The 25,315-nt window shown below is 52.7% G+C and carries 24 protein-coding genes; 7 read left to right on the plus strand and 17 right to left on the minus strand.

What is annotated here, in order from left to right; translation table 11 throughout:
- Positions 1-20 precede the first annotated feature (20 nt).
- The 6 genes from JMI88_RS32510 to JMI88_RS32540 all read right to left on the minus strand — a co-directional run bounded on the left by JMI88_RS32510 (position 21) and on the right by JMI88_RS32540 (position 5,935).
- The gene (locus JMI88_RS32510; RefSeq protein ID WP_201366196.1) at positions 21-1,001 is read right to left on the minus strand and encodes an alpha/beta hydrolase; all 981 of its coding nucleotides are present in this window, start codon (positions 999-1,001) and stop codon (positions 21-23) included.
- Between the two features lie 245 nt (positions 1,002-1,246).
- Positions 1,247-2,497, minus strand: a complete 1,251-nt coding sequence (locus JMI88_RS32515; protein ID WP_201366197.1) for an adenosylhomocysteinase — start codon at positions 2,495-2,497, stop codon at positions 1,247-1,249.
- Positions 2,498-2,538: 41 nt separating this feature from the next.
- Positions 2,539-3,294, minus strand: a complete 756-nt coding sequence (locus JMI88_RS32520; RefSeq protein ID WP_201366198.1) for a TrmB family transcriptional regulator — start codon at positions 3,292-3,294, stop codon at positions 2,539-2,541.
- A 709-nt stretch (positions 3,295-4,003) separates the two neighbouring features.
- Positions 4,004-5,128 (minus strand): RNA-guided endonuclease InsQ/TnpB family protein, encoded by a 1,125-nt coding sequence (locus JMI88_RS32530; protein WP_201366199.1) that lies wholly within the window; start codon positions 5,126-5,128, stop codon positions 4,004-4,006.
- Positions 5,085-5,264 carry a hypothetical protein gene (locus tag JMI88_RS32535; protein ID WP_201366200.1) on the minus strand — a complete coding sequence of 60 codons (180 nt, stop codon included), beginning with the start codon at positions 5,262-5,264 and terminating at the stop codon, positions 5,085-5,087. Before JMI88_RS32535 ends, JMI88_RS32530 begins: the two co-directional genes overlap by 44 nt.
- A gap of 101 nt (positions 5,265-5,365) precedes the next feature.
- The gene (locus JMI88_RS32540; RefSeq protein ID WP_236023163.1) at positions 5,366-5,935 is read right to left on the minus strand and encodes a DUF998 domain-containing protein; all 570 of its coding nucleotides are present in this window, start codon (positions 5,933-5,935) and stop codon (positions 5,366-5,368) included.
- Positions 5,936-6,549: 614 nt separating this feature from the next.
- On the opposite strand from JMI88_RS32540, the gene JMI88_RS32545 reads away from it, so the two are divergent.
- The 4 genes from JMI88_RS32545 (at position 6,550) to JMI88_RS32560 (ending at position 9,794) form a co-directional block, all read left to right on the plus strand.
- Complete coding sequence (locus JMI88_RS32545; RefSeq protein ID WP_201366201.1) at positions 6,550-7,686, plus strand: RNA-guided endonuclease InsQ/TnpB family protein; 1,137 nt, start codon at positions 6,550-6,552, stop codon at positions 7,684-7,686.
- A 400-nt stretch (positions 7,687-8,086) separates the two neighbouring features.
- The gene (locus JMI88_RS32550; RefSeq protein ID WP_201366202.1) at positions 8,087-8,296 is read left to right on the plus strand and encodes a hypothetical protein; all 210 of its coding nucleotides are present in this window, start codon (positions 8,087-8,089) and stop codon (positions 8,294-8,296) included.
- A gap of 191 nt (positions 8,297-8,487) precedes the next feature.
- Entirely contained in the window at positions 8,488-8,865 is a 378-nt protein-coding gene (locus tag JMI88_RS32555) for a hypothetical protein (RefSeq protein ID WP_201366203.1), read from the plus strand.
- Between the two features lie 299 nt (positions 8,866-9,164).
- Entirely contained in the window at positions 9,165-9,794 is a 630-nt protein-coding gene (locus JMI88_RS32560; protein ID WP_201366204.1) for an alpha/beta fold hydrolase, read from the plus strand.
- Positions 9,795-10,021: 227 nt separating this feature from the next.
- On the opposite strand, the gene JMI88_RS32565 is transcribed toward JMI88_RS32560, so the two are convergent.
- The 6 genes from JMI88_RS32565 to JMI88_RS32590 all read right to left on the minus strand — a co-directional run bounded on the left by JMI88_RS32565 (position 10,022) and on the right by JMI88_RS32590 (position 16,992).
- The gene (locus tag JMI88_RS32565) at positions 10,022-11,527 is read right to left on the minus strand and encodes a DUF8769 domain-containing protein (protein WP_201366205.1); all 1,506 of its coding nucleotides are present in this window, start codon (positions 11,525-11,527) and stop codon (positions 10,022-10,024) included.
- A gap of 39 nt (positions 11,528-11,566) precedes the next feature.
- Complete coding sequence (locus tag JMI88_RS32570) at positions 11,567-12,631, minus strand: tetratricopeptide repeat protein (RefSeq protein WP_201366206.1); 1,065 nt, start codon at positions 12,629-12,631, stop codon at positions 11,567-11,569.
- A 68-nt stretch (positions 12,632-12,699) separates the two neighbouring features.
- Complete coding sequence (locus JMI88_RS32575; protein ID WP_201366207.1) at positions 12,700-13,494, minus strand: GNAT family N-acetyltransferase; 795 nt, start codon at positions 13,492-13,494, stop codon at positions 12,700-12,702.
- Between the two features lie 267 nt (positions 13,495-13,761).
- Entirely contained in the window at positions 13,762-15,123 is a 1,362-nt protein-coding gene (locus tag JMI88_RS32580) for an ABC transporter substrate-binding protein (protein ID WP_201366208.1), read from the minus strand.
- A gap of 37 nt (positions 15,124-15,160) precedes the next feature.
- On the minus strand, positions 15,161-15,985 hold the full coding sequence (locus JMI88_RS32585) for a carbohydrate ABC transporter permease (RefSeq protein WP_201366209.1): 825 nt from the start codon (positions 15,983-15,985) through the stop codon (positions 15,161-15,163).
- Positions 15,982-16,992, minus strand: coding sequence for a carbohydrate ABC transporter permease (locus tag JMI88_RS32590; RefSeq protein ID WP_201366210.1), 1,011 nt, complete (start codon positions 16,990-16,992; stop codon positions 15,982-15,984). The genes JMI88_RS32585 and JMI88_RS32590 overlap by 4 nt, the downstream gene beginning before the upstream one ends.
- A 930-nt stretch (positions 16,993-17,922) precedes the next feature.
- Between JMI88_RS32590 and JMI88_RS32595 the strand changes: the two genes are divergently transcribed.
- Positions 17,923-18,663: an SAM-dependent methyltransferase gene (locus JMI88_RS32595; protein WP_201366211.1), complete on the plus strand. Its 741-nt coding sequence runs from the start codon at positions 17,923-17,925 to the stop codon at positions 18,661-18,663.
- 168 nt (positions 18,664-18,831) lie between these two features.
- Here JMI88_RS32595 and JMI88_RS32600 read toward each other — a convergent pair whose 3' ends face one another.
- From JMI88_RS32600 to JMI88_RS32620, 5 genes are all read right to left on the minus strand, one after another.
- Positions 18,832-19,671: a glycerophosphodiester phosphodiesterase family protein gene (locus JMI88_RS32600; RefSeq protein WP_201366212.1), complete on the minus strand. Its 840-nt coding sequence runs from the start codon at positions 19,669-19,671 to the stop codon at positions 18,832-18,834.
- 252 nt (positions 19,672-19,923) lie between these two features.
- Entirely contained in the window at positions 19,924-20,616 is a 693-nt protein-coding gene (locus JMI88_RS32605) for a TMEM175 family protein (RefSeq protein ID WP_201366213.1), read from the minus strand.
- Between the two features lie 163 nt (positions 20,617-20,779).
- Positions 20,780-20,941, minus strand: coding sequence for a hypothetical protein (locus tag JMI88_RS32610; protein WP_201366214.1), 162 nt, complete (start codon positions 20,939-20,941; stop codon positions 20,780-20,782).
- 79 nt (positions 20,942-21,020) lie between these two features.
- A complete protein-coding gene (locus JMI88_RS32615) occupies positions 21,021-21,386 on the minus strand; it encodes a VOC family protein (RefSeq protein ID WP_201366215.1) in 366 nt (121 codons plus the stop codon).
- Positions 21,387-21,511: 125 nt separating this feature from the next.
- Positions 21,512-22,480 carry a helix-turn-helix transcriptional regulator gene (locus JMI88_RS32620; protein WP_201366216.1) on the minus strand — a complete coding sequence of 323 codons (969 nt, stop codon included), beginning with the start codon at positions 22,478-22,480 and terminating at the stop codon, positions 21,512-21,514.
- Between the two features lie 240 nt (positions 22,481-22,720).
- On the opposite strand from JMI88_RS32620, the gene JMI88_RS40425 reads away from it, so the two are divergent.
- Together JMI88_RS40425 and JMI88_RS32630 are read left to right on the plus strand one after the other, a co-directional pair.
- A complete protein-coding gene (locus tag JMI88_RS40425; protein WP_201366217.1) occupies positions 22,721-24,427 on the plus strand; it encodes a leucine-rich repeat domain-containing protein in 1,707 nt (568 codons plus the stop codon).
- Positions 24,428-24,700: 273 nt separating this feature from the next.
- Entirely contained in the window at positions 24,701-25,225 is a 525-nt protein-coding gene (locus tag JMI88_RS32630) for a hypothetical protein (protein ID WP_201366218.1), read from the plus strand.
- Positions 25,226-25,315: the final 90 nt, after the last annotated feature.

A 25,315-nucleotide genomic window follows, 5' to 3' on the forward strand; every position in this document is an offset into this window, starting at 1 on the left:
GGCACTCAATACTGGATCGATCAGACTAAACTCTTGCGTAACGCCCAGATGGCTTGTGCGATGCCAGCACGAACTGGCGCTGTTTCCGCAATGGGGTTGAGCAAGGCAAAATCATGAATAGTACCCAGGACACGCATAGGTGCAACAGAAACACCGGCTTGCTGCAACTTGTGAGCATACGCTTCCCCTTCATCGCGTAGCACATCGTTCTCGTCCACGATAATGCAGGCCGGTGGGAGCTCTTTCAACAGCTCAGGCGGCGCCTGCAAGGGCGAGAGATGGTAATCGTTGCGCAAAGCGACGTTAGGTGCATAGCTGTCCCAGAACCATTTCATGGCGGCTGCGGAAAGCCAGTAAGCGCCATCGCCATAGCGCTGATAGGAAGGGGTATTCATGCCCGCATCTGTGACTGGATACAAGAGCACTTGAGAGGTCAGTTTGGGGCCCTGGCGCTCTTTGGCCAGGATGGTCAGTACCGTTGCCATGTTTCCGCCAACGCTATCACCACAGACAGCCAGGCGCGATGAATTAATACCGATAGCTGGCCCCTGCTCAGCTGCCCAGAGCAATGCAGCGTACGCCTGTTCGACCGCCACAGGATACTGTGCTTCCGGGGATCGATCATAGTCCACGAACACCACCGTTGCCTGCACGCCATTCGCGATTTCACGCACCAGGCGATCATGGGTCTCTTTATCACCAAGCACCCAGCCGCCACCATGACAATACACAATACCAGACAATGCTCCGAGTGCACCCTGAGGGCGCACAATTCGCAACGAGATCTCGCCCGTTGGGCCACCAGAAATCTTACGATCCTCAATCTCAGCCGGAAGCTTCGTAACCTTCACACTCTCTTGTACAGAGACGAGCACCTGACGTGCCTGGTCAGGAGTTAAAGTGTAGAGGGGAGGCCCACCCTGGGCCTCCAGGTTTTTGAGGAAGGCCAGGGTCGTCTTATCAAGCAAAGACTCGCGGGGATCGCTAGCGACAGTTGCCATGGAAAACATCCTTTCTGATGCCACTTCTGAAGATGAGCTTTTTGTGCTCACTCAACACCAAAAGGCCCCTCCATACGTACACAGCGAGGCCTTTGAGCGCACCACTGACTGTATACTAACCAGTTCGCCCTTTACTCCTTCCTTGCCGAGAAGTAAGCAACCAGTATATGTTTTCCAGCGTATCGCAGAAGTGAAATCAGATGCAAGGTGTTCATTTTCCAACGAGCGCCTTGCATGTTTTTTGCTCAGGCGGTCCCCACTTGCCAGGCATGTTGATAGGCCAGTTGATCCTGGTTGAGCGTGTCCAGCTGTACGCCCAGGGCACGCAGCTTGAGGGCGGCCACACGCTCGTCGATCTCGGACGGCACATCATAGACGCCCGGGGCAAGCTGCTGATACGATTCCAGCAGGTAGCGCGTGGAGAGCGCCTGATCGGCAAAGCTGAGGTCCATGATGGCGGCCGGACTGGCTTCTGCGGCCGCCTGACCGATCAGGCGCCCCTGGCCGAGCAAGTAGACTTTACGTTGGTTGGGCAACTCAAACTCTGTCATGTGCTCACGTAGCTGCGCCTCCCCAATCGCCAGGTCGCGTAGGCCGGCAGTATCGACTTCGACATCGAAATGACCCGAGTTGGCCAGGATGGCGCCATCCTTCATGGTCAGAAAGTGTTCGCGGCGAATCACGCCCGCCATGCCGGTGGCGGTCACAAAAATGTCGCCCAGGGGAGCCGCCTCATGCATCGGCAGGACCTGGAAGCCATCCATGATCGCCTCCAGGGCACGCGTGGCGTTGATCTCGCTGACAATGACGCGAGATCCCATGCCACGGGCGCGCATGGCGATGCCGCGTCCACACCAGCCATAGCCGGCCACGACGAAGGTCGCGCCTGCCAGCAGCGCATTGGTGGCGCGCAAAATGCCATCGATCGTGTTCTGGCCCGTCCCATAGCGATTATCGAAATAGCGCTTGGTTGGCGTATCGTTGACCGCGACTACAGGAAAGCGCAGCACCTTCTGGTCGGCCATGGCTCTAGCCCGCATCACCCCGGATGTGGTTTCTTCGATCCCGGCCAGCACCGTGTTTTCCTCGGGACGGCTATGCAGGACAGCGATGAGGTCGGCGCCGTCATCCATCACCAGGTGCGGCTGAATAGCCAGCGTCTGCTCCATGTGGCGCTGATAGGTGGCCAGGTCCTCTCCATAACGGGCATAGACCGCGATGCCACGCTCAACCAGGGCTGCACAGACATCATCGCGCGTCGAGAGCGGATTCGAGGCACACAGCGCGACCTCCGCCCCGCCGGCCTGCAGTGCGGAGAGCAACACAGCAGTCTCGGTCGTGATATGCAAGGAGGCCGCGATGCGCCTGCCCTGAAATGGTTTTTCGGCCGCGAACTCATCAGTGATCTGGCGCAGCACCGGCATATGGCGCGCCGCCCAATTGATCCGCTGCTGGCCACGCTCGGCCAGGGCCAGGTCATGAATATCGTATGACATGATAAAGGAATATCCTTTCCTCTCACTAACTCAACATAAGATTACGCAACCCGATTTCCAGCACTATTGCGCAGTTGACGCTGTTTGCGGGCCTCCCAATCCATCCACGCCACATCCTGCTGATGCATCGATGCCGTCGCCACCTCAGACGGTAGCCAGTCGGGCAACTGCCGGTAGAGAAAATACCCATGCAGCGTTTCCAGTAACGCCTGGTTAGAGCTCAGCACGGCCTGGCAAGACTCAGCGGGGATCAGCGTCCCGACCAACGCTTCACGGCCATCGCGCACCAGCAGGACAACATTGTCGTCTTGCACATCCGTAGGAGCATGGAAGATGCGGCAGCCACGCGCTCGCGCCTGGTCGATGGCTTGCACCAGATCGCGATGCGCAGGGATAATCAGATCAAGGCTGGTGCGGGCCTGTGAGACCAGCGTCACCGCCTGCGCCAGGATATGCTGCTGACCACGCACCACCCAGAACTCACTCAGGCTGTTGGAGCGGGCCAGCGCGGCCAGTGTCGTCGTCAACGTCGTTAGAGTCGACTCCATCGAAGCGCGGAAGCGCGCAAACACCGTCTGCGGGTCCTGGGCCGTATAGCGCGGCGGATCTCCCGGCTGAACCAGGGCCAGCCCCTTCTCCAGCAAACGCTCCAGCACCTCATAGCTACGCGAACCCGGCACCTGCGAATACTTCCCCACCTCATACCCTGTCAGCGCCCCCCGCGTCAGCAACGTATAGTATGCCTCCGCCTCGTACTTATTCAGACCGAGCTGCTGCAAAAGATCAACCGTCGTCATAAAGCCCTCCAATACTAGTAACCACTATAGTGGTTACTAGTATACAATGGAACACCAGACAATACAACCCTCCCAATTTTCGTGCCGCAAACGAAAAGGAACAATAAAAGAGAAAAAAAACATAGGTGCTGGGCTTGCCCCAGCTTGCCCCACCGTTTGTGGGGCCCCGTATCCCAGCGACTATGTACCTCGTATAATGATCCCTCGCCCCACGCGGTGCCCAAAAGGAACCCTCGCTTTTGGGCACAGAAACCGCCACGAGGTACCGAACGACGAGGGCGAGCATGCTGGGGGCATGATCAACGGGGCCGCCTCGCTGCGGCTCGCGGCAAGCTGGGGCAAGCCCAGCACCTATGAATCTTCTTTTGTTGTGAGCACAAAACATATTGGGGTGCCGAGAGCGTTTCTTGAGAAACAATCTGGCCGAGAGAGGGTTACTGGTCTCGTGTCTGTTGCATTTTATCTGGTGTGCAGAACAGCTTGATGGCAATCATTGATGCGGCCATCCAACCAATGAGCACCCCGAGCCGCACGAGACGCGCCATAAACGCCGCATTGGTAAACCGTTATCTAGAACTTAGACAAATATGGACACGCCACATGTGCTGTCTAGTTCCTGCTTCATCCAGGGCAGTTTCACTTGATATTCCGACCAAGCCAGCGCTGCCCTGTCCACAGGCTTCAATCCCGTGTAACTCACGGTACTCTCTCAAGCCAAGTCTGCCAGATTGTAAGAGGCGTTCAAATCACGGTCGATGACCAAACCACATACATGGCAGACAAAGACACGTTCGCTTACATCTAATTCTTCTCGGACAACTTTGCAGCTTGAGCAGGTCTTGCTGGAAGGTTCCCAGCGAGACACAAATTTTACCTGGACACCTGATTGTTGAGCTTTATATTCAATTTGGCGTCGAAATTCATAGAAGCCGACATCGGCAATAGCCCTTGAGAGATGCCTGTTCTTGAGCATCCCTGACACATTCAAATCTTCTAACACAATCACAGAAGGCTTCTTGTTCGGTGACTTGGTTTTCATCACCAGTTGCGACGTTGCCTTGTGGAGCGTGTCTTTCCGAATATTCGCAATGTGCGCATGCAGGCGGGCTAACTTCCGGGTAGCTTTTGTTCGATTCTTGCTCCCTTTTTGTTTACGGGAATGCTGACGCGACGCCCGCCTCAATTTCTTGAGATTGGATCGTAACGCCTTGGGATTAGCAATCGTTATCCCGTTGGACACCGTTGCCAACGCCTTCACACCCAGATCAACGCCAATGACTGTTCCCGTTGCCTCTTGGGGTTCAGGGATGGACTCCTCTACCTGGACACTGACAAACCAGCGGCCCGCCTGCTCGGAGACAGTTGCGGATAAGATCTTCGCTGCCGTGGGAAGATATCCACGTTCATGCAGTTGCACTATCCCGATGCGGGGGAGCTGAATGCGATCCTCAAAGACGTGAATCGTGCCCGTCAAGCGGAAGGAGCCAATGCCCTTCTTCTTGCTCTTAAACCTGGGATAACCAAGCTTGCCACGATATTTACCCTGTTTCTTGAGCTTGGTTTTTCCAAAGAAGTTTTTAAATGCTTTTTCGAGATTACGCAATGCCTCTTGAGGCGCGCACTTGCTGACTTCATACATCCATGACAGTTTGGTTTGTTTGAGGGCATTGAGTTCTTTTGCATTGGGGGTTTTGCGACCAGCTTGATACTCTTCCTGGTACCGTTTGAGTCCCCAGTTGTATGCCCACCGAGCTGCGCCAGCATGTTGAAGACACGTCGTTTTTTGCGCATTATTCAGATCCAGTTCGGTTCTGTATCCGCGTGTCATCTTCATGCCTGAGCTCCCTCCCTTTCACTCGTTCATATTCCTGGTCGATGATCCGCTCTAGCAAATCAATCATCAACTCATTATTCGTGGCGGCAGCAATTTTTAATTTCTGTAAAGAGTGCCGCCAGATTTTTGTGGTCACACGTTCTTTTTCCATGTACCCATTGTACACTATTTACCCCATTATTTCAAGGGAATATATGCCAAGAAAAGGGCATGGATGTCTGTATATTTTAAAATTAGTTACGACCCCACAAAAAAGCACAGGAGGAGAAGAACTGCACTTGCCAGACAATAGAGCGCCCACCCGCGCTCCTTGTGTGCGAGGAAGAGCCGGACAAAGACCGCCAAGGCTGCCGCCAGAACAACGAAGACGAAAAGGGCGCCCAGAGCATGGATCGCACCGTGCCAGGAGGGACCAGTTCCGGCAAGAGATCCTGGAGGAAACCCATTGGCAGGGTCAGTCCGACAAAAACCAACAGTCACAAGACCGAGTCCATAGGCCCCGATCAAGAGCGGTCCCCATGTTCCGGCTCGCCCAGGATGCAGTCTCCTCCAGAGACCAACCGCATAGAGGAGATTGAGTACTCCAGCAAGTACGAAGTTCACCATCTGAACCCATCCCCAGTCCCCAAGAGAGAGAAGGCTCAGCATATCGAGCCGTGGGTCAAAACCCGGACGCGTGTAGTCCTGAATGAGCACGGTCAAGATAAAGAGGGGACCGGCGATGGCTCCGCAGAGCAACAATAGTCTGGTCAGTGACAGGGGTTTTCGTGTATTGCCGACAACAGATGATGCTTGCATGGTATTCATGCTATTTGCTCCTTTTTCTAGATCTTCGATAGGAAGTTATTCATTATCCCAAGCATAAGCGATCAACAGATTTTTCTGATGCGTCTGGAGATGTGTTTCCAACAAGTCTCTAGTTGGGATGAGCGGGTTCAAGAAGCAGCATTGAGTTGGTAGTTCGGATAACTCCACCAGACCGGCTCTGTCAACTTGGTAAATAGCATGAATGTTCGACGGTTTTTGAGCTCAAGGGTGGGAATTTAGCGCGAATGTTTGGAATCGACTGGCTCTTTCAAAGTGAATCCGCGCTGGAAGCGGCCTGTTGCGCATACCTATTGTGAATTCGGGCCCACCCGCACGTTGGGTGATAAACTGTGCAAGAGAGCGACGAGGGGTTGAAATCAATTTTAAAATTTATGGACATGTATATCCTTTTATCAGCGATTATTCTCTTGATAAAAAGGAGTAAATGGTGTACAATGAGTACATGAAAAAAGAGCGTGTTACCACAAAAATCTGGCGACATTCCTTGCAAAAATTGAAGATCGTTGCTGCCATCAACAACATATCAATGATTGATTTACTCGAACAATTAATCGATCAGGAATACGAAAAGGTCAAAGGGAAGGAACCCAGGCATGAAAGTCATACGCGGATACAAGACAGAACTGGATCTCAATAATGCGCAAAAGACTGCATGCCTGAAACATGCAGGTGCAGCTCGATATACATACAATTGGGGGCTTCAACGGTATCAGGAGGAATACCAGGCTGGCCGGAAAACTCCCAACGCCATGAGCTTGCATAAGGAATTAAACGCCCTGAAGCAGACCGAACTGTCGTGGATGTACGAAGTGAGCAAGTGCGCTCCTCAAGAAGCCTTGCGCAATCTCGAAAAGGCATTTAAGAACTTCTTTGGAAAAGCCAAACTGAAGGCGCAAGGCACATATCGAGGCAAACTCGGCTATCCCCGTTTCAAATCCAAAAAGAAAGGCATCGGTTCCTTTCGCCTCACAGGTGCGATCCATGTTTTCGCGGATGGTATTCAACTTCCCCGCCTGGGAACCCTGCGACTCCATGAGCATGGCTATCTCCCAACCACCGCCAAGGTTTTATCAGCCACCGTCTCGGAGCAAGCAGGTCGCTGGTTTGTGAGTGTGCAGGTTGAGGTGACTGTCCCTGATCCAGTACAAGCTACTGGTCAGGTCATCGGTATTGATTTGGGCATCAAGGCGTTGGCCACCGCCTCTGATGGTACTGTCATTGCAAATCCAAAAGCATTGCGCTCTCACCTCAAGAAGTTACGACGTGCTTCTCGTCAGCATTCCCGCAAGCAGAAAGGAAGCAAGCATAGAGTGAAAGCCACGCGCAAACTTGCTCGTCTGCATGCTCATATTGCCAATATACGCAAAGATACGCTTCACAAAGCCACCTCACAGATCGTGATGAAAACCAAGTCGCGTGATGTGAGACCCGCCGTGATCGTATTGGAAGATCTCAACGTTGCAGGTATGCTCAAAAACAGAAGTCTTTCCAGAGCAATTGCCGATGTTGGATTTGCTGAGTTTCGACGTCAGGTAGAATACAAAGCCCTGGAGACAGGCATCCAAGTGAAATTTGTCTCACAGTGGGAGCCATCCAGTAAAACATGTTCAAGTTGCAAAGCCGTGCGGGAAGAACTGGATTTAAGCGAACGCGTCTTTGTTTGCCATGCATGCGGTTTGGTGATCGATCGTGATGTCAACGCATCCTATAATCTGGCAGACCTGGCATAAGCGAGGAGTACCGTGAGTTACACGGGATTGAAGCCTGTGGACAGGGCAGCGCTGGCTTGATAGCAATATCAAGTGAAACTGCCCTGGATGAAGCAGGAACCAGACATCAGATATGGCTTGTCCATAAATGTCTAAGTTCTGGATAACGGTTACGAAGTCGTAAGAGAAAGGCACCTCTCTACCGAAGAGGAGAAGCATCTGGCCGACAACCAGGTGTTTCTTTTGTGAGTGAGACGTGTTCTTCTGGTCGAGTTCATTGTGTAGGGTGGAAAAGGAAAGCCAAGCAAAAGCCACGCGAGAAAGGGGCTTTGGCCATGTATCAGAGTTAGCTTGCGCCATCGTGTAGACAAGAGAGGGTTTCAAAAGTGAAAAAGTGCTGGGATAGAGAGGAAAAACGAACATGGCAATAAGCGAAAGCGACCTGGTCAAGCGCATCAGAGAGGCTCCGATCAATTACGCGCTGCTCAAACTGATCCATCATGAAGTGGGCAATGGGCTGGCCGTGCTTTCCGGATATCGGCACCTGTTACAGAAGGCGATCTCAGCTCAGGCTCAAGAACCCTTCCCCCAACACGGGATGTCTGGCAAGTTCGAAATGAGCGCGAGTTAGGCTATTTGCGAACGATGCAAGATCGAGAAATACGCTTGAATAATCTGCTAGTTCAACTGCGCAAGCTCTCGTCTGAGGCAACAGATGAGCCGCTCTGTCAGCACTTTGTCCGAACTGATCTCGTGGTCTTACTTGGACTAGTCATAGAGCAACGCGTTCTACTCTGTCCCAATTGTGTCTTGCAAGTGTACATGCCTGCTCAGCCGCTTTTTATTATGTGTGATCCTTTCTGGATGCAGGTGCTTTTTGAACATATCCTCTTCAACCAAATAATCGTAAGATATACGGATACTGTGCCTGCCGAGATCCATCTTGAGCCCTTTCCAAATTCCATGGGTCGGGAAGCGAAAATAACGTCTCGCTTTGGAAGTGATCTGCCAAAACTCACCCCCGAAAGAGAAAGGGAGTTTGAAGCACTGGTACGGCAACTTGAACAGGACGAGATGGAAGCTTGTCTTGCGCTGGATCATAAGATTTTGCACGAACATGGAGGATATCTCTGGAGTGAGAAAGAAGGGAGTATTTCTCTTGCTTTGCCGCTAGCGGAAGAGAGCAAAGAGAGATTGTAAATCCCAACATTCTGCGACTCACTTGCATTGCAGGTGAAACCTCTCGCCTATCTGCGCTGCCAGAATCGCTGACCAGGTTTCGCAACCCCTCGTCGCTCTCTTGCACAGTTTATCACCCAACGTGCGGGTGGGCCCGAATTCACAAACGGAACGTATCTTCCCAATGGAGCGGCGGCGAAAGCCGGATTAAACAAGTCGATTCTCGATGCTGGATGGAGTACGTTTACAGCAATGGTGAGCATCAAGGCAGCATGGGCCGGACGCACCGTCATTTCATTTTTCTTTCTCGGAGAAGATCTATGGCAATATTTGTTCTTGTTCATGGAGCCTGGTCGGGTGGCTGGATTTGGAAGAAAGTCTCTCCATTGCTCCGGTCTGCTGGTCACGAGGTTTTTACCCCGACGCTTTCCGGATTAGGCGAGCGAGTCCATCTTGGTTCCCCTGGCGTGAGTCTCACCACCCATATTCAGGACATTGTCAATGTTTTGCAGTATGAAGAGAAGATGATGAAGGTCTTGTTCGTCGTCGGCTTCGGGCCGATCGTCTCAGATAGGCAGAAAAGCGCAACGTTCTATCAAGAGAGCCTGGGCCTTTCTTTCCAAGAAGAAACTGACGGCTATTTGCACACTGAAGGTCTTCAGGGAGTCAAAACATTTGCCCTGTGGCCGCTTTCACAGGCAGCTCAGTCCTGTTTTGGCGTGAACGAATGGCCAGCCGATCTGCCAGTTCCCACCTCCTGGCTCGAATTTGATGTCGAAGACGTTGCCCAGGCATCTGAAGAGCTAAAGGCAAAAGGCTATCAGCTCCTGATAGTAGCGAAGAAGGAGCCATGGGGCCAGACAGTGACCCGTCTCCTGAGCCCTGAGGGTATCCTGGTCGGTCTGACCTATACGCCATCGATGCACGAAAGCGAAGCGGAGTCTGAATAGCCACTCCATCTGAGGAGCCTGACGGATACCGATTGCTCCTCGTCTTGACCAGCCTCATGGTTCCTCATTGCTCTTCCCGCGAGTATGCCAATTTACCAAATGTTCATGGAAAAGCAAGATGGGGAGCAGTTTTTCAAGCAGCCAATGGTTGAGCTGCCCACGCTTCGCGCCGATTGCGCTCTCTTCGCCCTAAAACCTGACCACTCTTCCTTCGCGCTTACTACCACCTATGAATCTTCTTTTGTTGTGAGCACAAAACGTATTGGGGTGCCGAGAGGAATGTCTGCGGAGGTATAATGTAGGTCGTAATGGGGACCGTCGGCCTGTATGCTGGTATGCAACGAGGCATTCGTTTCCACATCAACGGTTAGCCCGGCAAGTTGCCAGCGGTCATGTTGAAATGCGGCCCGGTGGACATCTGGTGTAAAAATCTGGAAGATAACGTCAGGGTTCTCATCGCTGTCTCCAATGATAGAGCAAACAATGCGGTTCTTTTCGGCGCGTGCATTGATCAGTATATTGGTGCGATACAGCAGCCGGATCCAATCGATCTGGCCCTGTTCGCTTGTCCACTGGATCGTGACAGGATGAAATTGATCGCTCGCGGGAAAGCTATAACTGGTCTCTTCACTACCCAGCAAGAGACGCTGGCCGATCCAGGCGCTTACCACCCGGCGCGGATCATCGGCGATCACGCGCTCAACCTGGCGCTCTCCCTGGAAGGTCTTGAGGTGGGGCAGCACGTCTCCCGGTACGCTAACGCCTACGGCCACATAGCACGGCACATACGCGAAATCGTGGTGATGAGCAAATGGTCGCGTGACATCTGGAAATGGCGCGAACGCTCTCCCGGCCGCCAGCCAGATCCACATGCCGATAAGCGAAGCATACTTTTGCATATCCATGCCATAGGCACGATCGAACGGGCCGGTCATATTTTTCATCCCCGCGTGATACATCAACGCGATGTCTCGCCAGAGAGTCGCTTCCATTTCTGCTCCCAACCGTTGCAGTAGCGCGGACGCTGAATAGCTCCGCCACAGACCCAGGGCATAAAGATCCACGCCATAATAGGTCGGGGCGTTAAATTCCGCGAAAGCATGGTTCGGCACGAAAAGGTGATAGATCTCGCGCGCGTATGCCTCGCCCATGCCCACCCAGTCGGGATTGCCAAACCGCTTACCGGTAAAGTCCAGTAGGAAGGCATGCATCAGCGCGATATTGGTGTATGAAGCGGACAACCCACGAGCTAACGCTCCCCGAATCGCTTTGCGCAGTGCCTCATCGATGCTCGCCACCAATTCCGGGGGCAGTTCCGTCTCATAGTCCCACAGGATGATCGCCAGGCTGCTGCCAATGAATTCCCGCCAGTTGGGATCATAATCGCGCCAGATGATCCCCTCGCCGGGGTGTGGCTCTTCCAAAAAACGATACCACGTACCATCATAGGGCTTCCCCGGCTCATCGAACTGATAGTGCAGCACCGTTTGAATTGCTTGCAGCGCGCGTGCATGATCGCCATCTGCCTGGCGTTGCAGCAATCCTAGCGCATACCAGATCGTTTCACGGATATGGTGCACAAAAGGAATCGGTGTGGACATACTGTCCTCATCTTTGTCCGACTCCATCTTGAGCAAACCGGTTTCAGCGTTCCAGTAGCGATCCTGCCAGGTCAGCGAAAGGTCCACCATCTCCCGAGCCATTGGACTAAAACTCGAAAACTGCTTTGTCATGATATCAAGTCTCCGCGCTAAAAGATGAAACTCCGGCTGCTAAATAGATGGATACTGCGCCACAAATTCAGCGTGTTCGTCCTTTAAGAGCGCCAGGGTTTTAAGAAAGAAGCGCAACTGGCCTTGCTTCAGGGAATAATCTATGGCTCTCGCGGCCTCGTCGTAGCGTCCCAGCGCAGCTAGCGCCATTCCAGACCAGAAATAGTTGTCCTCGTTATGGTATGGCTCGCTCTCTATCCCTAGTTCAAACTGTGTTAGCGCCTGCTCGTACTCACCCCGTAGCCAGTAGAGCATGCCTTGATATGAATGGCGCAAAGAGGCTTTTTGGGGCTCCAGCGTAGATAGAGCTGCAAATTCTTCCACTCGGACAGGGGTTAGCCGGGGATCAATGCAGAATTCAAACCATGCTTTAGACAAACGGTGTATTAATTCCGATGGATGAAGCTCACAGCTCTTGCAGATATCAGCGTAGCCGCGCTCGACATCATCTATAGCCATATAGGCATATGCTCGATTGTGGTAAGCATTCCAGGCGCGCGCGTTCAACTCAATACCCCTGGTATAGTCTTGAATCGCGAGCTCATATTGTTGAAGGCGAAGATAACAGTCGGCCCGGCCAAAGTATTGATTGGGCACGTTTGGCTGCTGCTCAATACAAAGATCAAAGTCTTTTACTGCCTGTTCGTTGGCCTTTAAACGAGACAAGGCACACCCGCGATTACAATAGGCTAACCACAACTTATCATCCAGTTGAATGGCATGCTGGGCATCCCGGATCGCATCCTGATATCGATTTAAACCCAGATAGGCCGCCGCCCGATTGTTATAGGCCATCGCGATTTGATCGTTCAGCTTGATGGCCTGCTCACAATCCGCCAGTGCGTGCTCGTACTCGCGAAGGCACAGCCAGGCCCAGGAACGATTGATATACAGAGTTGTACGAGACGGCAACACCACCAGCAGAGTAGAATAATAGTTAGCAGCCCAGCGGTATTTCTTCCAATAGCGGATCAAGGCATAGCCGATACCTGCAAGTAAAACTATAAGAATAATGGCAACTAGAAAAACATTCCCTACCAGATTAAACAGGCCTACAACGTCCATGCTCGCTCCTGTATCTACCTTTTACTTTTTGCTGACGATCATCAAGCAAAAATGCAGCTCTTCCATAATTATAGCGCAGCTAATCCATGCCCGCGATTTTCAAATGTTTGAACAGTACCAACAGCTCTGAAGCCCGCCTTCTCATAGATTCCCAGACCCTCTTGTGAAGCTTGCAGCACACAGAAGCGGCGGTTCCAGGTACAGGCCTCTTTCAACAGATACTGAAACATGGCGCTGCCAAAGCCTCTTCGGCGGTAGTCGGCGTGGGTAGCAATATCATAGATCCCGATCGTCTCGCTGCCAACAAAGAGCGTGCCGGTGGCAACGACGGTACCATGAAACGTGCCAAGGTAGTGGAGCATAGCAGGGAACATGCCGGGTGAGTGTTCACTGAGACGCTGAAAATATGTGAGCACTTGACGCCCTTCGTCTGAATCTCCAAAAAGAGCAGCTATCGCTTCTCCGAACTGCAACAGGCCGCTCGCTGTTATGGCCTGCTTGATCTCTAATTCCGTGATAGGAAGAGAAAGCGCCTGGATCTCAGAGAGATCTGCACACATAGCAACGTGAGTTTCGGCATGCCAGGGTCCATGCCGGGTAAACTCTGCAAGATCGGCGTCCTCAACGTCGTTCTTCCAGAACCATACCGCCAGAGGAAAGCCTTTGGCGTTAAAACGGTCAACCGTCGCCAATAACTCGGCTCGTGCGGACATATCCCTGATCACCAGGACGTTAAATGTATCGCTTGGCAAGCCGCAGTCAACCGCGAGGAAACTGCTATGATCCGTAATCGTCATGCCCGTGACAGCTCGAGCAATATAGGAAACTTTCTCTTCAAAGTTTGTGCGAACGTCCTTTTGCATACACCCATCCTTACGCTTGATATGCAACCTCACCAGTATTATAGAACAACCTTACCAGGTGTCATAGAAAGAACCCCAAACACAAAAGCGTTAATCGCACGGGATGGACGCACCTTAAACCTTAACCACGAAACGGTTGATCATGTCCCTGGCATGATCAACCGTTTCGTGGTTTGAGAGCGGCCGTTGCTGGAGCCTTTTGTCTTCCATCAATATGCTTCTTATGAGGAAGCAGGCACTTTCGAAGGTGCCTACTTCCAAACAAGGTTATTGATAGGCTTCGTTGTAGTCACTGAGCGATGAGTTGGCTTTTTTGGCTGCATCATCCAATGCGCTCTGGGGATCTTTGACTTTGCCGGTCAAGTATTGATCCGTGGCCTGCTGGATGTAGGTTCTTACCGAGGTCAGGTTGCCCGCGACGCAACCGGCGTTCCGGTTGTTGGTCGAGGACGCACGAATCTGTTCGGTTGCCATGATGAATTGTGGATATTTTGAGAGCGTGGCCTTCATGTCTGGCAGGTTGTAGGTTGACAGGCGTACAGGAATGTAGCCTGTGTTTGATGACCAGTAGGCCTGTGTCTCTGGTTGGATGGCGTATTTTATGAAGTCCCAGGCCCCATCTTGCTGCGCGCTTGATCCCTGGTTGGTTACCCACAAGGAGGCGCCACCGATGATGTTGCGCCCTTTGGCATCCGCGGGCCGTGGCAGATAAGCGGTCCCAATATCAATTTTGCCACCATTCTTCTCGGCCGTGGTGGTATAGCCGCGCAGACTGGCGATTGAGTCAAACATAATCGCGGCTTTCCCACTCAAGAATGCAGAGCTTGCATCGGTGCTGGCACTACTGCTTGAATAGGTGGCGCTGCCCTGGTCCATGAGCTGCTTCTGGAAAGTCAGCCACTGATCGCCTGCCTGATTATTAAAGATAAATTTGCTGGCACGCCCGGTGCGTCCATTCTCAGGCTGCGCCTGCAGAGTGTCGCTAATGGCTTGCTCTTGTTCATAGAGCCAGCTATAGTCATACAGGGCGACCCCGGTGCGCGATACCTTGCCGCTGGCATCCTTTACGGTCAGTTTTTTCGCGGCATCCAGTAGCTGATCATAGGTCCATAGTTTCTGATCAGGATTCAAGCCAGCCTTGCGGAAGGCGTTTTTGTCGAAATACATGACAGCGGTCGAAGAGTTAAAGGGCATTGAATAGAGGGTATTATTGATTGTGTAGTAGCTGCGGATGGCGGGCTCGATATCATCGATCGCGCTTTGCAGATGGTCGCGCTCAACCAGGGTTTGCACTGGAACGATCTTCTTGGTATCGATCATGCGCTGCGTCCCAATGTCGTAGATCTGTACCAGGTTCGGCAGGTTGTTGCCAGCGATCGATGAATTGAATTTATTTAATGTATCATCATAAGATGACTGGAAAACCCCCACCACATGATATTTTTTTTGGCTCTTATTATATTTGTCTATCAGAGACTGGACTACTTTGCCATTATTACCACCCAGACCATACCAGAAAGTGATCTGTGTTGGGCCGTTAGATTGTGACTGGGTGGTGTTAGCCTCACCACAGCCTGCCAGGATCACCATGAGCATGGCGAGCAACAGGAATGGTTTAAAATGTCGCATGAAATATTGTCCTCCAAAAAAACCAGGAATTATTCAATTATTTAAAAATGCCCGCGGTTAAACCGCGTACAAGTTGGCGTTGTCCAAAGATTAAGGGGATGAGCGTTGGTAGAATGATGATTAAGGTCGCCGCCATTTGCGTGTTCAGGATCTGAACCTCATTCGAGTGAAATATGGTGATACCGACTTGTGTGGTACGCCATGGCGAACTATCGGTAACGAGCAATGGCCAGTAAAACTGATTCCAGGTACTCAGAAAGGTGTAGAGTCCCAGGGTCGCCAGTGCCGGTTTGGAGATCGGGAGCAGAATACTCCATAAATAACGGGTGCGCCCACAGCCATCTATGCGAGCGGCCTCATAGAGTTCATGGGGAATGGTCAGGAAATATTGGCGCAGGAGAAAAATGCCGAAACCACTGGCCAGAAATGGCGCAATTAATCCTTGATAACTATCAATCCATCCCATATGCGAGATAAACAGGAAGTTCGGAATAATGGTGGCTTCAAAAGGGATCATCAGCGTGCCAAGGGCCAGCAGAAAGAAAAAGGATTTTCCCCAGAACTCCAGGGTCGCAAATGCATACGCAGCCAGTGCCGAGGTAATAATAACACCCAGGGTGACGACCAGCGACACTACAAAGGAGTTAATGGTCCAGCGAACCAGGTCCGGTTGCTGCTCCAGCACTTTAGCGAAGACGCTCCAATCCAGATTTCCCAGATCCGGCAAGAAATGCGGCGTGACCGTCTCTCCTTGTAGCGCCACGGAGAGCGCAAAGAAGAATGGGAAGAGCAGCAAAATCGACGCCAGGACGAGCAATACATAGGTGGTACCCGTTTTGAGTGCACGTAAAGAATAACTCATTGATAGTTGACCCTCCTTCCCAGAAAACCAAGTTGCAAGGCACTGAGCAGTAAGAGGATCAAAAACAGGACGATAGACATGGCCGAGGCAAAGCCATCCCGATGATCCATCCAGAAAGATAGAAATGTCTGGTAGATGAAGACATTGGTGGCATCGTCGGGCCCCGGTCCTCCCATCAACACGTTAAACTGGGTGAATGCTTGAAAGCTTTGAATCGTGTTGACCACTAACAGAAATAGTAGAATCGGTGTCAGCAAAGGCAGGGTGATATGGCGGAATATCTTCCAGGTACCTGCCCCGTCCAGGGCGGCACTTTCATGCAGTTCCACGGGAATGGCCTGGATGCCTGCGAACGTAATCACAAAGTTGAAGCCTAAGCCGGACCAGACTGTCATGATGGCCATTGCGGGCAGGGCGGTCGAGGCGTTGTTGAGCACGCCTGGTTGGGCCAGGTGCAAAGCATTGCTCAACCAGCTCATGAAAGCTGTACTTGGATTGTAGAGAAGCGACCAGAATACGCCTGCGCTGGCCAGCGAAACCGCGATACTCACGGTGAAGATGACACGAAAGATGCCGATGCCCTTTACTCTGGCCTGAGCCAGCAGGGCTAGCCCGATCCCCAGAACAATTTGTAGCACCACCACCATGAGCGCAAACCGACAGCTCGTCAACAGGCTTTGTAGATATGTTGTATTTCCACTTCCGTCCAGGTTAAAAATACTCAAATAATAGCGGAGCCCCACAAAACGTACCGGATTCCCAACCTCATCCGTCACATGAAGGCTCAACCAGATAGCCTGGAAAAAAGGAAAATAAGAGAAAAGAGCAAACAAAATCAAAGCCGGAGCCAGGTAGAGTAATGCCCAGGCAAAGTTCCTTGCTTGCCGCAGACGGGCTTGACGTAGCTGATCGTGGATTTGTACAGTTTGCGGTGATACGTTGATCTCATCAATCTCTAGCGCTGAATCGTTACGATTCTGAGTCTGCCCAGAGATGTGTCGTTCCAATTAAAAATCCTTTCTAATTTCTCAAATGACTATACATTCAACCACATAAATATAGAGATGTACTATTAATACACAGCTATAAAGAAGTTAAAAAGAAGTTAATAGATTAATAAAAAAGGATGTAATGTTGAAACGCCCCTATAGGTGGCATGTTTGGTTTCTCTGGTTCGTCTTTGGGGTCGGTTAGATTAGATTAGAATTAGATATGACGTGAAAGCGGATAAAGGGTGCGCTGGTTGGGGCCACGCCCTGCTGCTCCAGCCAGGCTGACACTTCTCCGAGCGAAGGTGGGATCACTCCTTTACTCAATTCTTAAGGATTACGCCTTTTTTCAGGGCATGAATGGTTCTTTCAACACTTCATGTGTTACGTAATCATTGACTCATTTTATCATTTTTTTGAGAGATTTTCAAGAGCTTTCAACAGCTCGGGTGTCATTCATTTTTCCAGGGCCGCATCTTTCTCTGGAATAGCGCGAGGAGCGGACGTAATACAGAAGTCGAAGAGAGAAAAAAGTGCGGTATTTCTCAAACAGCACGAGCCCCAGGAGGTAAGAAAAGCAAAATTTCTTGCCGAAAAGATATGACTGTGTTATACTGGCGCAACCACCTGGGCGGGAGAAACGCAACAGTTCGTGGCCGATAGTTGATTGTTGGAGAGCAAGAAAGGAGGGATGGACTGTATGAATGATTTTCCTCATCTACATCTTGATACCATTATGCCTTCTTCAGGAGCAGGAGTGTAACTTTTCGAGATGGCCTGGAGAAGTGCTGTCGAGATGCGGGTGAAACGTCGTCTGTTTCCATCTCATTGACATCCCTCCTTCCACACCAAAGCAGTGTCGCACACTCATGGTGGCGTGCGTTTCACAGCAACAGTGGATCGGAGAAGAACATCGGTGAGTATTCTCACCATTTGAGAGGAATATTTGTGGATCGACATAAGTACTCTGCCATTTCTCATCAAGGCTCACGATATTGCAATCCCTTTAGCGTGGAAAAAATGGAGGAATTCATCACCCTTCTGCAACTCACCCCAGAGGCTCGAGTGCTCGATATCGGAGCAGGCAAGGCCGAATTGCTCATTCGTCTTGTCGAGCGTTATCAGGTCACGGCTCTCGGAGTTGATTTCTCTTCTCCTTCCTTGCAGGAAGCACATGAGCAAGCTGCGGCGCGTCTTCCTCAAGGGATGCTGGAACTGCAAGAATGCGATGCATCCCTCTTCCGCGCAGCCCCCGAGACATTCGATCTTGCTATCTGTCTGGGAGCATCTGAGATTTATGGTGGCTTCAAAGGAACGCTTGAGCGCCTGTCCCAATATGTTCGTCCAGGTGGGCAAGTATTCGTGGGGGATGGGTACTGGAAACAAGAGCCAGCACCCGAGTACCTTGCTGCGATAGGGGCGTCTCGTGAGGAGCTCCTCACCCATGCGGAAAATGTCACTGCTGGCGTCACGCTCGGCCTTATCCCTCTGTATACCCTGGTATGTAGCGATGACGAGTGGGATCGGTATGAATGGTCCCATTTACTAACAATGGAACGCTATGCCCGGCAGCATCCCGATGATCCAGATGTGCCAGCCCTTCTCGCACGCAGACGTGCCTGGCGCGATATCTCTCTGCGTTGGGGACGAGATACCTTGGGGTTTGGATTGTATCTGTTTCAAAAATAGCTGCTCACAACTCAAGCGCAAAACGATCAGAAGCCTCATCAGTTGATCAACCGATGAGGCTTCTGGGTGTGCAGTTGGCACAACTAGATTAATTCAACGTTCCTTTCCCAATCACCGTTGTACTTATGCCCTGGAAACAGAGCGGTGCTGGATCAATCTCACCATCACTCAGCGCAGCCCCAACTCGATGAGCAGATCTTTTAGCAGGTCGGGCCGATTGGTGAAGAGCCCGTCGGCGCCCATCTCGATCAGCTGGCGCATCAGATCGGGCTCATCGATGGTCCAGTAGTAGAGCTCCATTCCCTTGCGCCGCGCTCCCCGGACCAGCGCGGGGTCCTTGAGGTCGACTCCGCTGTGGGCGTCCGGGATGGAAAGGACCGTTGAGCGGCGGCGATAGAGCCAGGGCAGACGGGCCTTATGGGTCAGCACAAAGCTGGTTACTTCTGGACGACCAGCGCCGGTGACGACTCGGCCACCACTCAGGGCCTGGAAGCGCGCCACCACCGCCTGCACAAACGACGACACGATCACGCGCTGCTCCATCTGATACTTCTGGATTAGCGCCCATAGCTTCGCTTCGATCTGCGATGACCCCTGCCTGGGATAGGCATCTTTGACCTCAAAGTGCAAATAGTATTTTGAGCTGTAAGCCTGAAACACCTCCTCCAGGGCCGGAATATACACGCCCTTGCCGCGATAGCTATACTGGCCCTGCAAATCCTGGAAGTGATAGCCAGCATCCAACTGCTGCAGCTCGGCCAGCGTAAAACTATCTACGCGGCCCTGCCCATTGGTGGTCCGATCCACCGTCGCATCATGGATGCCCACCAGGTGCCCATCCCGCGTCATATGAACATCCACGTCTAAGAAATCTATGCCCCCGATGGCATCGGCCACCGCAAAGGCTGCCATGGTATTGGTCGGCGCCAGCAGCTCGCCGCCCTGATGCGCAAAAATATATGGCCGGCGCAACCCTGGAAACAACGTCGATTCAGCACTCGTCACCATAAATAGTTCAATACAATCCTTTGACTAGCCGTCCGCCCCTGGCGAGCGGCAACCATCCATTATATATACTCATCTAAATAATAGCATGTCATGTATACGCACCTCCTGAAAGCAAAGGAATGGTCCGGCCACGAACGCACTAACGCACCAACGCACCAACGCATGAGTGCGATCACGCACGATGCCACCAACGCAGCAACGCACCTTCGCACAAGAGCAGCAGCGTGAAAGCGCACAGCAGCCCCTTCGGCCTCACGCCTCGCTTTCAGGAGCCGTCTGCTCGTCTTGCCCTCCTGCAAGACGACGTGGACTCGGGCTGCGTACATAGTAGGCGAAGGCCCAGAAGATCCACAGGCAACTGCACAAGCCCAGACTTACATAGGGATTCCAGAAAGCCAGCAGAGTCGCCAGCAGGTAGAGCGGCAATCCCAGCAGTTGGTTGCGTGTCACGCTCTTTACCTGGTGGGAAGTCACGGCAGGGTGCAGCAGACGGCGCTGATGCGTGGCTGCCCACCAGAGCAGGTTGTAGGCCACATTGATCACAACAAAGACCCCGGCATAGACGGCACACGCCAGGGGCGCCGCGGGCGTGATGAGGTACTGGGCCACCAGAGAGGTGGGAAAGGGCACCACGGTGACTAACAACAGTAGCAAGCCATTGGCGAACAGAAAGGGGGTGTTGGTCCTGTACACCAATTTGAAAAGGCTATGATGGCTTACCCACATGATCAAGATCGTGGCAAAACTCGTCATGAACGTGAGGTAAGACGGCCACCGCGCAAGCAGCGCGCTGCCCAACGCGGGCACGGAGATCGCTCCCGGCAGGTGTGGCACCTGTAAATTGAACACCAGCAACGTAATGGCGACGGCAAAGACGCCATCGCTGAAGGATTCGAGGCGACCGGTCTCTTTTTCGACGGCCCCTGCTCGCTGTTCACGGCTCATTCTCTCTCCTTGCAGATACGCCAGGTACGTTGCCGCACATCTTGGGGTAATGGGAGCATCTGTGTCATGTACTGAAAAGTACATGGAGTTCATCTAATTTTCGTTCCCTGAACAAAATTTTTGTTGCAATGATTCCTATCGGTATGTGCAAACCATGTCTTGATCAAGTTTCCGGCAAGAAGTTTGTGTTCCAGAGATCGTGAAAGAGCTTGATTACCTGCGCGGCCTGGGGATGCGCGGTAACTTCGTGCATGGGCCAGCCTTCTATCGAGAGGTCGTGGGCAGAACAGAAATTGGTATCATAAGAAACAGCTCTGAGTAGCATGATGGGTCTCTATCCCTTGGGAAAAGAGACCCGCTTCATTAACATGTTGAGCGCTCAATATTTAGTCGGTAGATATAACCTAATTTTTGGGCGATTGAAGCATGACGAGCGCGTGTTGGTCGGGCGATTGCACGCCGAAGATTGAGCCAAAGGGCATTTGCACAACTGACGTTGTCCCGGCCCCTTTCGCGGTGAGCGTGGTGTGAAGCTCGGCAATATCATTGGTCTTGAAGTATAGCTCGACAGTGCCGGCTGGCGGCGTGTCCTCACCTGCCAGGTTCAAGCCAAAACCGATTCGTTCTTCGTTGCCTCGCAGGCCGCGAAAAACGGGGCCGCTCTGCTCGGGAACGGGCTTGAAGCCGAGCTTTTCCGTGAAGTATGCGAACGACTCCTCGAGATCCGAGACGTAGAAAACCACAAAGTCGAGTACTGGCATAGTTGACATAATTTCTTTTCTCCTTCTTTTCTGCTATATCAACGCTCGGTCGATATATACTTGTTTAGCGGCTCGCGTTTATCTATACCAGTAGTGTACTGTATGGTTGTGACAGCATTATGTCAGCAGCGTTTTCATTTTGTGAGATTATTTTCAATCTGGTAATTCTGCAGCATACGTCGCGTTTCTTCGGCTAGAAGCTCCCTCAGCGAGGCTGGCTCCAGTATCTTGACGTGGCTTCCCCAGCTCAGCAGCCATTGGAGGATCTCGCGCTCCTGGCGAACTTTCAGGGTCACCAGCAAACCATCTGCGGTCTCTTCTTCGGCGGTGACATAGTAGGAGCGACTCTCGCGTACCCAGCGGGCGATTTCACTGTCGAAGAGCACGCGCGCGGTCATTGTTCGCTGCTGGTCGCGCTCGCTCTGACCAAAATTCACGTTGGCCGGACGCGTGAAGGTGCGCGTCAACAACTCCAGTTCTTCGATGCGATCAAGACGAAAGTTGCGGATATCCTGGCGCAGGTGGCAGTAGGCAGTCAGGTGCCAGGCGCTCATGATATACGCCAATCCATAAGGATCGGCCTCACGCGTCTGAGGAGCGCTCTGTTCGTCGCTGCGATGGCGTGTATGGTAGCGAAAGCGGATGGTATTGCGATCCAGCAGTGCCCGGCGCAATTGTTGCAGGGTTTCATGCTCTTTAGCATCGGGAGCTGTAATGGGTCCAATGAAGCGAATATTGCTCTGCAAATACTGCACGTCAGCACGCAAGGTCTCGGGCAGCACGCCCTCAATTTTGCGCACGGCCGACTCGGCGGCGGCGCGATACTGGGCGTCAAAATTTTTCGCCATAAAGTTTCCGCCAAGGAGCAGCATGGTTGCCTCCTCCGTCGTGAAGCTTAGCGGCGGCAAAAAATAGCCCTTCATCAGCGAGTAGCCCTGGCCCGGCACAGAAACGACCGGCACCCCGGCCTCACACAAAGCCAGGATATCACGATAGATCGTACGCTTGCTGGTCTCAAACGTCTCCGCCAGGTCCTCGGCGCGCCGCCGCCCCTTGCGCTGCAATTCCAGTACAATCGCTAACAAACGATCAGTTTTATTCATCGATTCTACCTCAACGCTTCAATGTATAGATAATGCCTGGCACGCGATACGAGAGGGACCGATCGGTGTCAGGCAACTAGAACACAAATAATGCTTCAGAAAATACACACTCCAAATTACCTATCTCATCTCTTACATGAGGATAACATGATACAATGCATTTTTATATAAATTTCAATCTATAAAGCTGACATCTATTTATGTTTACCCTCAAAATGTTGTGAAAGAGGACGCACGCGTATGGCTCAATCCCAAAGTGATCAAAATATTCTGTTGGCGGTGTTGAGACAGATGGGTATATCAATCGATAGTGAAATGCAGATGGTGGATGGGCAGTGGACGTTTCTACAAGATGGTGTACAGGTGATAGCCCATTTCGATGAGGCTTCATCCTTTCTCACTACACTCTATTTAACGGCCGATACACTTGTTATTCCAGCTGAACTCAATCAACTGGTACATATAGAGGATCTACGCTTGTGGGGGCGCGAAGCGATCAAGCTCCCTGCTGACCTGGATCAATTATCACGCTTGCAGCAGCTACAGATGGCGTGCGCGACGGTCCCGGCGCTGCCACCTTCTCTGGCGGAGCTGCCACACCTCCGTTCGCTGATGCTGTCTGGCTATAGCTTCTGGACGGAACTACCTGAGACGCTCTGGCAGTTGACGCGGCTCGAGGTGTTGACGGTGGGACAGTGCCAGTTGCAAACTGTTCCCTCTGGGCTGGGCAATCTGCATCAGCTGCGCCAGCTTTCGCTGCGCGAGTGCGGTCTGCAAGAGCTGCCAGACGAGCTCGGGCAGTTGACCAACCTGGAACAGCTCTACCTCAATCAGAATGAGCTGCACGCAGTACCCGCCACGATCGGCAACCTGATCCACCTGCGGCTACTGCGCCTGGAAAACAATCGCCTTACCACCCTGCCGGAGGAGCTCCGAGCCCTGAAGGCACTGGAAGAACTGGCGTTGACGGGCAATCCTCTCCAGCAACTGCCCGAGGGACTGGGAGAACTGACGCAGCTCCACACCCTGCTGGCAGCCACACGGGCCTTTCCCTATCCAGTAGCGCGCCTGGCTCAGCTCCACACTCTTTACCTGAGTAACCTGCATATGGAAGCGGAAGAAGCGGCCAACGATGCCTGGGCCAGTGCTATAGGCCAGTTGCCGCGTCTGCGCCACCTGTCCCTTGAGAACTGTAGGTTGCCGGTGCTACCGGCGACCGTGGGCTTATGGACCAGTGTTGAGGAGCTCGATCTGCGCCGCAACCAGCTCCAGACCCTGCCACCGGAAGTTGGCAACTGGTTGCATCTCCAGGTGCTGTACCTGGCTTTTAATCCCTTGCAATTCCTGCCGGATGAGGTAGGGCGGTGGTCAAAGCTGCATAAGCTCCACTTGATGCGTACCCGGCTGAGTACGCTGCCCGCAACCGTCGGAGGGTGGCGACAGTTGCGCGAGCTGGTCATCAGCGATAGCCAGCTAGAGATGCTTCCTGCAGAAGTGGGACAATGGAGCGAGCTGCAACAACTTTATGGACACAAAAACCGTCTGACCGCGCTTCCCGCCGAGGTAGGGCGGTGGGAAAAGTTGCGCATGTTGCGCCTGAACAATAATCGCCTGACCACGCTTCCGGCCACACTGGTAGGCTGGCAGGAACTGGAAGAATTAATCTTGACCACCAATCGCTTATGCGCGCTGCCAGCCGAGTTAGGTCAACTTGCACAATTACGCGACCTGGAGCTGGCCAACAACTATCTGCGCACACTGCCCGCACAGCTTGGTGAGCTTCACCATTTGCACACACTCAATGTCATGCAGAATGCCCTGACGACACTACCTGGCGAAATCGCCCGGCTCAGCACACTCGAGCATCTACACCTTTATGGCAACCCGCTGGCGGAAGTTCCATCATCAATACAAACTCAGCTCGCCAACTGCGACATTCATATCTAACAACACCAATTTTCTTCGTCTGATGCGGAGACCGCGCAGACCAGGGGGTGCAAGGACCCTCAGCAGAAGGAAGGCAAGGACCTGCGTCCAAAGCTGGCCGGGATTACCAAAGAGAAGGCCGTCCTGAGCGCCCTCTCTACATCCAGAGTAGGGTAAGAAACCCCTCTCCAGGGGCATCTCAGCGTGCGGTTTCCGCTATATCCTTTGCTCTAGTAATGATCATTTTGTGACATGTTGGCGTCATAGAGACGCTCAGAGGAAAGGATAATTGCGATGATACAAACATCTCCGACTCCATCAAATGTGACTGGTGCCAGCAAGCCATGGTGGGTGGTGGGCAGCGGTTACGCGGCGTGTGCCTGGGCATTGTTGTTCGCGATAGCGAACGTCTATCTCCAGCTTGGGGGACCAGATCCCCTGCAGCACTGGCGCGTGCATCACATCGTCGGCTGGATCATGCTGATGAATCTGGCGGTGATTCCCTTGAAACTTCTAGCCTGCCTGGTGGCGCTCGCGCTGGTCCAGCCGTGGGGTGAGCAGCTCTCACGTCCGTTGCGCTGGCTCCTGCTCACGGCCGCCTGGAGCGGCTGCGCAATTCTGATCGGCTACCCGCTGCTCGGTTCAGTATCGACCGCACTCGTCCAGAACGGTCTGCTGGCCTCGCCGCCCGCGGGCATTCTTGTCGGCGGCGGCTTTCAGCTGCGCGTCATACTCTATGGATCATTCTTCCTTTGTGCGGGCCTGCTGTTTTTGATCCCGACCTGGCATTATCAGCGCCGCACCGCGCGCACCCGCTGATCCCCCTCCCAGGCGTTCGCAAGAGAGCATATCTCCCCCATGGGAGGTAACCCGGTCCCGACTGTTGTGCTATGCTTCCATTGTCATCGT

The sequence above is a fragment of the Dictyobacter formicarum genome, assembly GCF_016587435.1.

Excerpts from the sequence above, each read along its gene's own strand:
- JMI88_RS32510 (WP_201366196.1), bottom strand. The coding sequence starts at position 1,001 with ATGGCAACTGTCGCTAGCGATCCCCGCGAGTCTTTGCTTGATAAGACG.
- JMI88_RS32515 (WP_201366197.1), bottom strand. The coding sequence starts at position 2,497 with ATGTCATACGATATTCATGACCTGGCCCTGGCCGAGCGTGGCCAGCAG.
- JMI88_RS32520 (WP_201366198.1), bottom strand. The coding sequence starts at position 3,294 with ATGACGACGGTTGATCTTTTGCAGCAGCTCGGTCTGAATAAGTACGAG.
- JMI88_RS32530 (WP_201366199.1), bottom strand. The coding sequence starts at position 5,128 with ATGAAGATGACACGCGGATACAGAACCGAACTGGATCTGAATAATGCG.
- JMI88_RS32540 (WP_236023163.1), bottom strand. The coding sequence starts at position 5,935 with ATGAATACCATGCAAGCATCATCTGTTGTCGGCAATACACGAAAACCC.
- JMI88_RS32545 (WP_201366201.1), top strand. The coding sequence starts at position 6,550 with ATGAAAGTCATACGCGGATACAAGACAGAACTGGATCTCAATAATGCG.
- JMI88_RS32550 (WP_201366202.1), top strand. The coding sequence starts at position 8,087 with ATGGCAATAAGCGAAAGCGACCTGGTCAAGCGCATCAGAGAGGCTCCG.
- JMI88_RS32555 (WP_201366203.1), top strand. The coding sequence starts at position 8,488 with ATGCCTGCTCAGCCGCTTTTTATTATGTGTGATCCTTTCTGGATGCAG.
- JMI88_RS32560 (WP_201366204.1), top strand. The coding sequence starts at position 9,165 with ATGGCAATATTTGTTCTTGTTCATGGAGCCTGGTCGGGTGGCTGGATT.
- JMI88_RS32565 (WP_201366205.1), bottom strand. The coding sequence starts at position 11,527 with ATGACAAAGCAGTTTTCGAGTTTTAGTCCAATGGCTCGGGAGATGGTG.
- JMI88_RS32570 (WP_201366206.1), bottom strand. The coding sequence starts at position 12,631 with ATGGACGTTGTAGGCCTGTTTAATCTGGTAGGGAATGTTTTTCTAGTT.
- JMI88_RS32575 (WP_201366207.1), bottom strand. The coding sequence starts at position 13,494 with ATGCAAAAGGACGTTCGCACAAACTTTGAAGAGAAAGTTTCCTATATT.
- JMI88_RS32580 (WP_201366208.1), bottom strand. The coding sequence starts at position 15,123 with ATGCGACATTTTAAACCATTCCTGTTGCTCGCCATGCTCATGGTGATC.
- JMI88_RS32585 (WP_201366209.1), bottom strand. The coding sequence starts at position 15,985 with ATGAGTTATTCTTTACGTGCACTCAAAACGGGTACCACCTATGTATTG.
- JMI88_RS32600 (WP_201366212.1), bottom strand. The coding sequence starts at position 19,671 with ATGGTGACGAGTGCTGAATCGACGTTGTTTCCAGGGTTGCGCCGGCCA.
- JMI88_RS32605 (WP_201366213.1), bottom strand. The coding sequence starts at position 20,616 with ATGAGCCGTGAACAGCGAGCAGGGGCCGTCGAAAAAGAGACCGGTCGC.
- JMI88_RS32610 (WP_201366214.1), bottom strand. The coding sequence starts at position 20,941 with ATGCTACTCAGAGCTGTTTCTTATGATACCAATTTCTGTTCTGCCCAC.
- JMI88_RS32615 (WP_201366215.1), bottom strand. The coding sequence starts at position 21,386 with ATGTCAACTATGCCAGTACTCGACTTTGTGGTTTTCTACGTCTCGGAT.
- JMI88_RS32620 (WP_201366216.1), bottom strand. The coding sequence starts at position 22,480 with ATGAATAAAACTGATCGTTTGTTAGCGATTGTACTGGAATTGCAGCGC.
- JMI88_RS40425 (WP_201366217.1), top strand. The coding sequence starts at position 22,721 with ATGGCTCAATCCCAAAGTGATCAAAATATTCTGTTGGCGGTGTTGAGA.
- JMI88_RS32630 (WP_201366218.1), top strand. The coding sequence starts at position 24,701 with ATGATACAAACATCTCCGACTCCATCAAATGTGACTGGTGCCAGCAAG.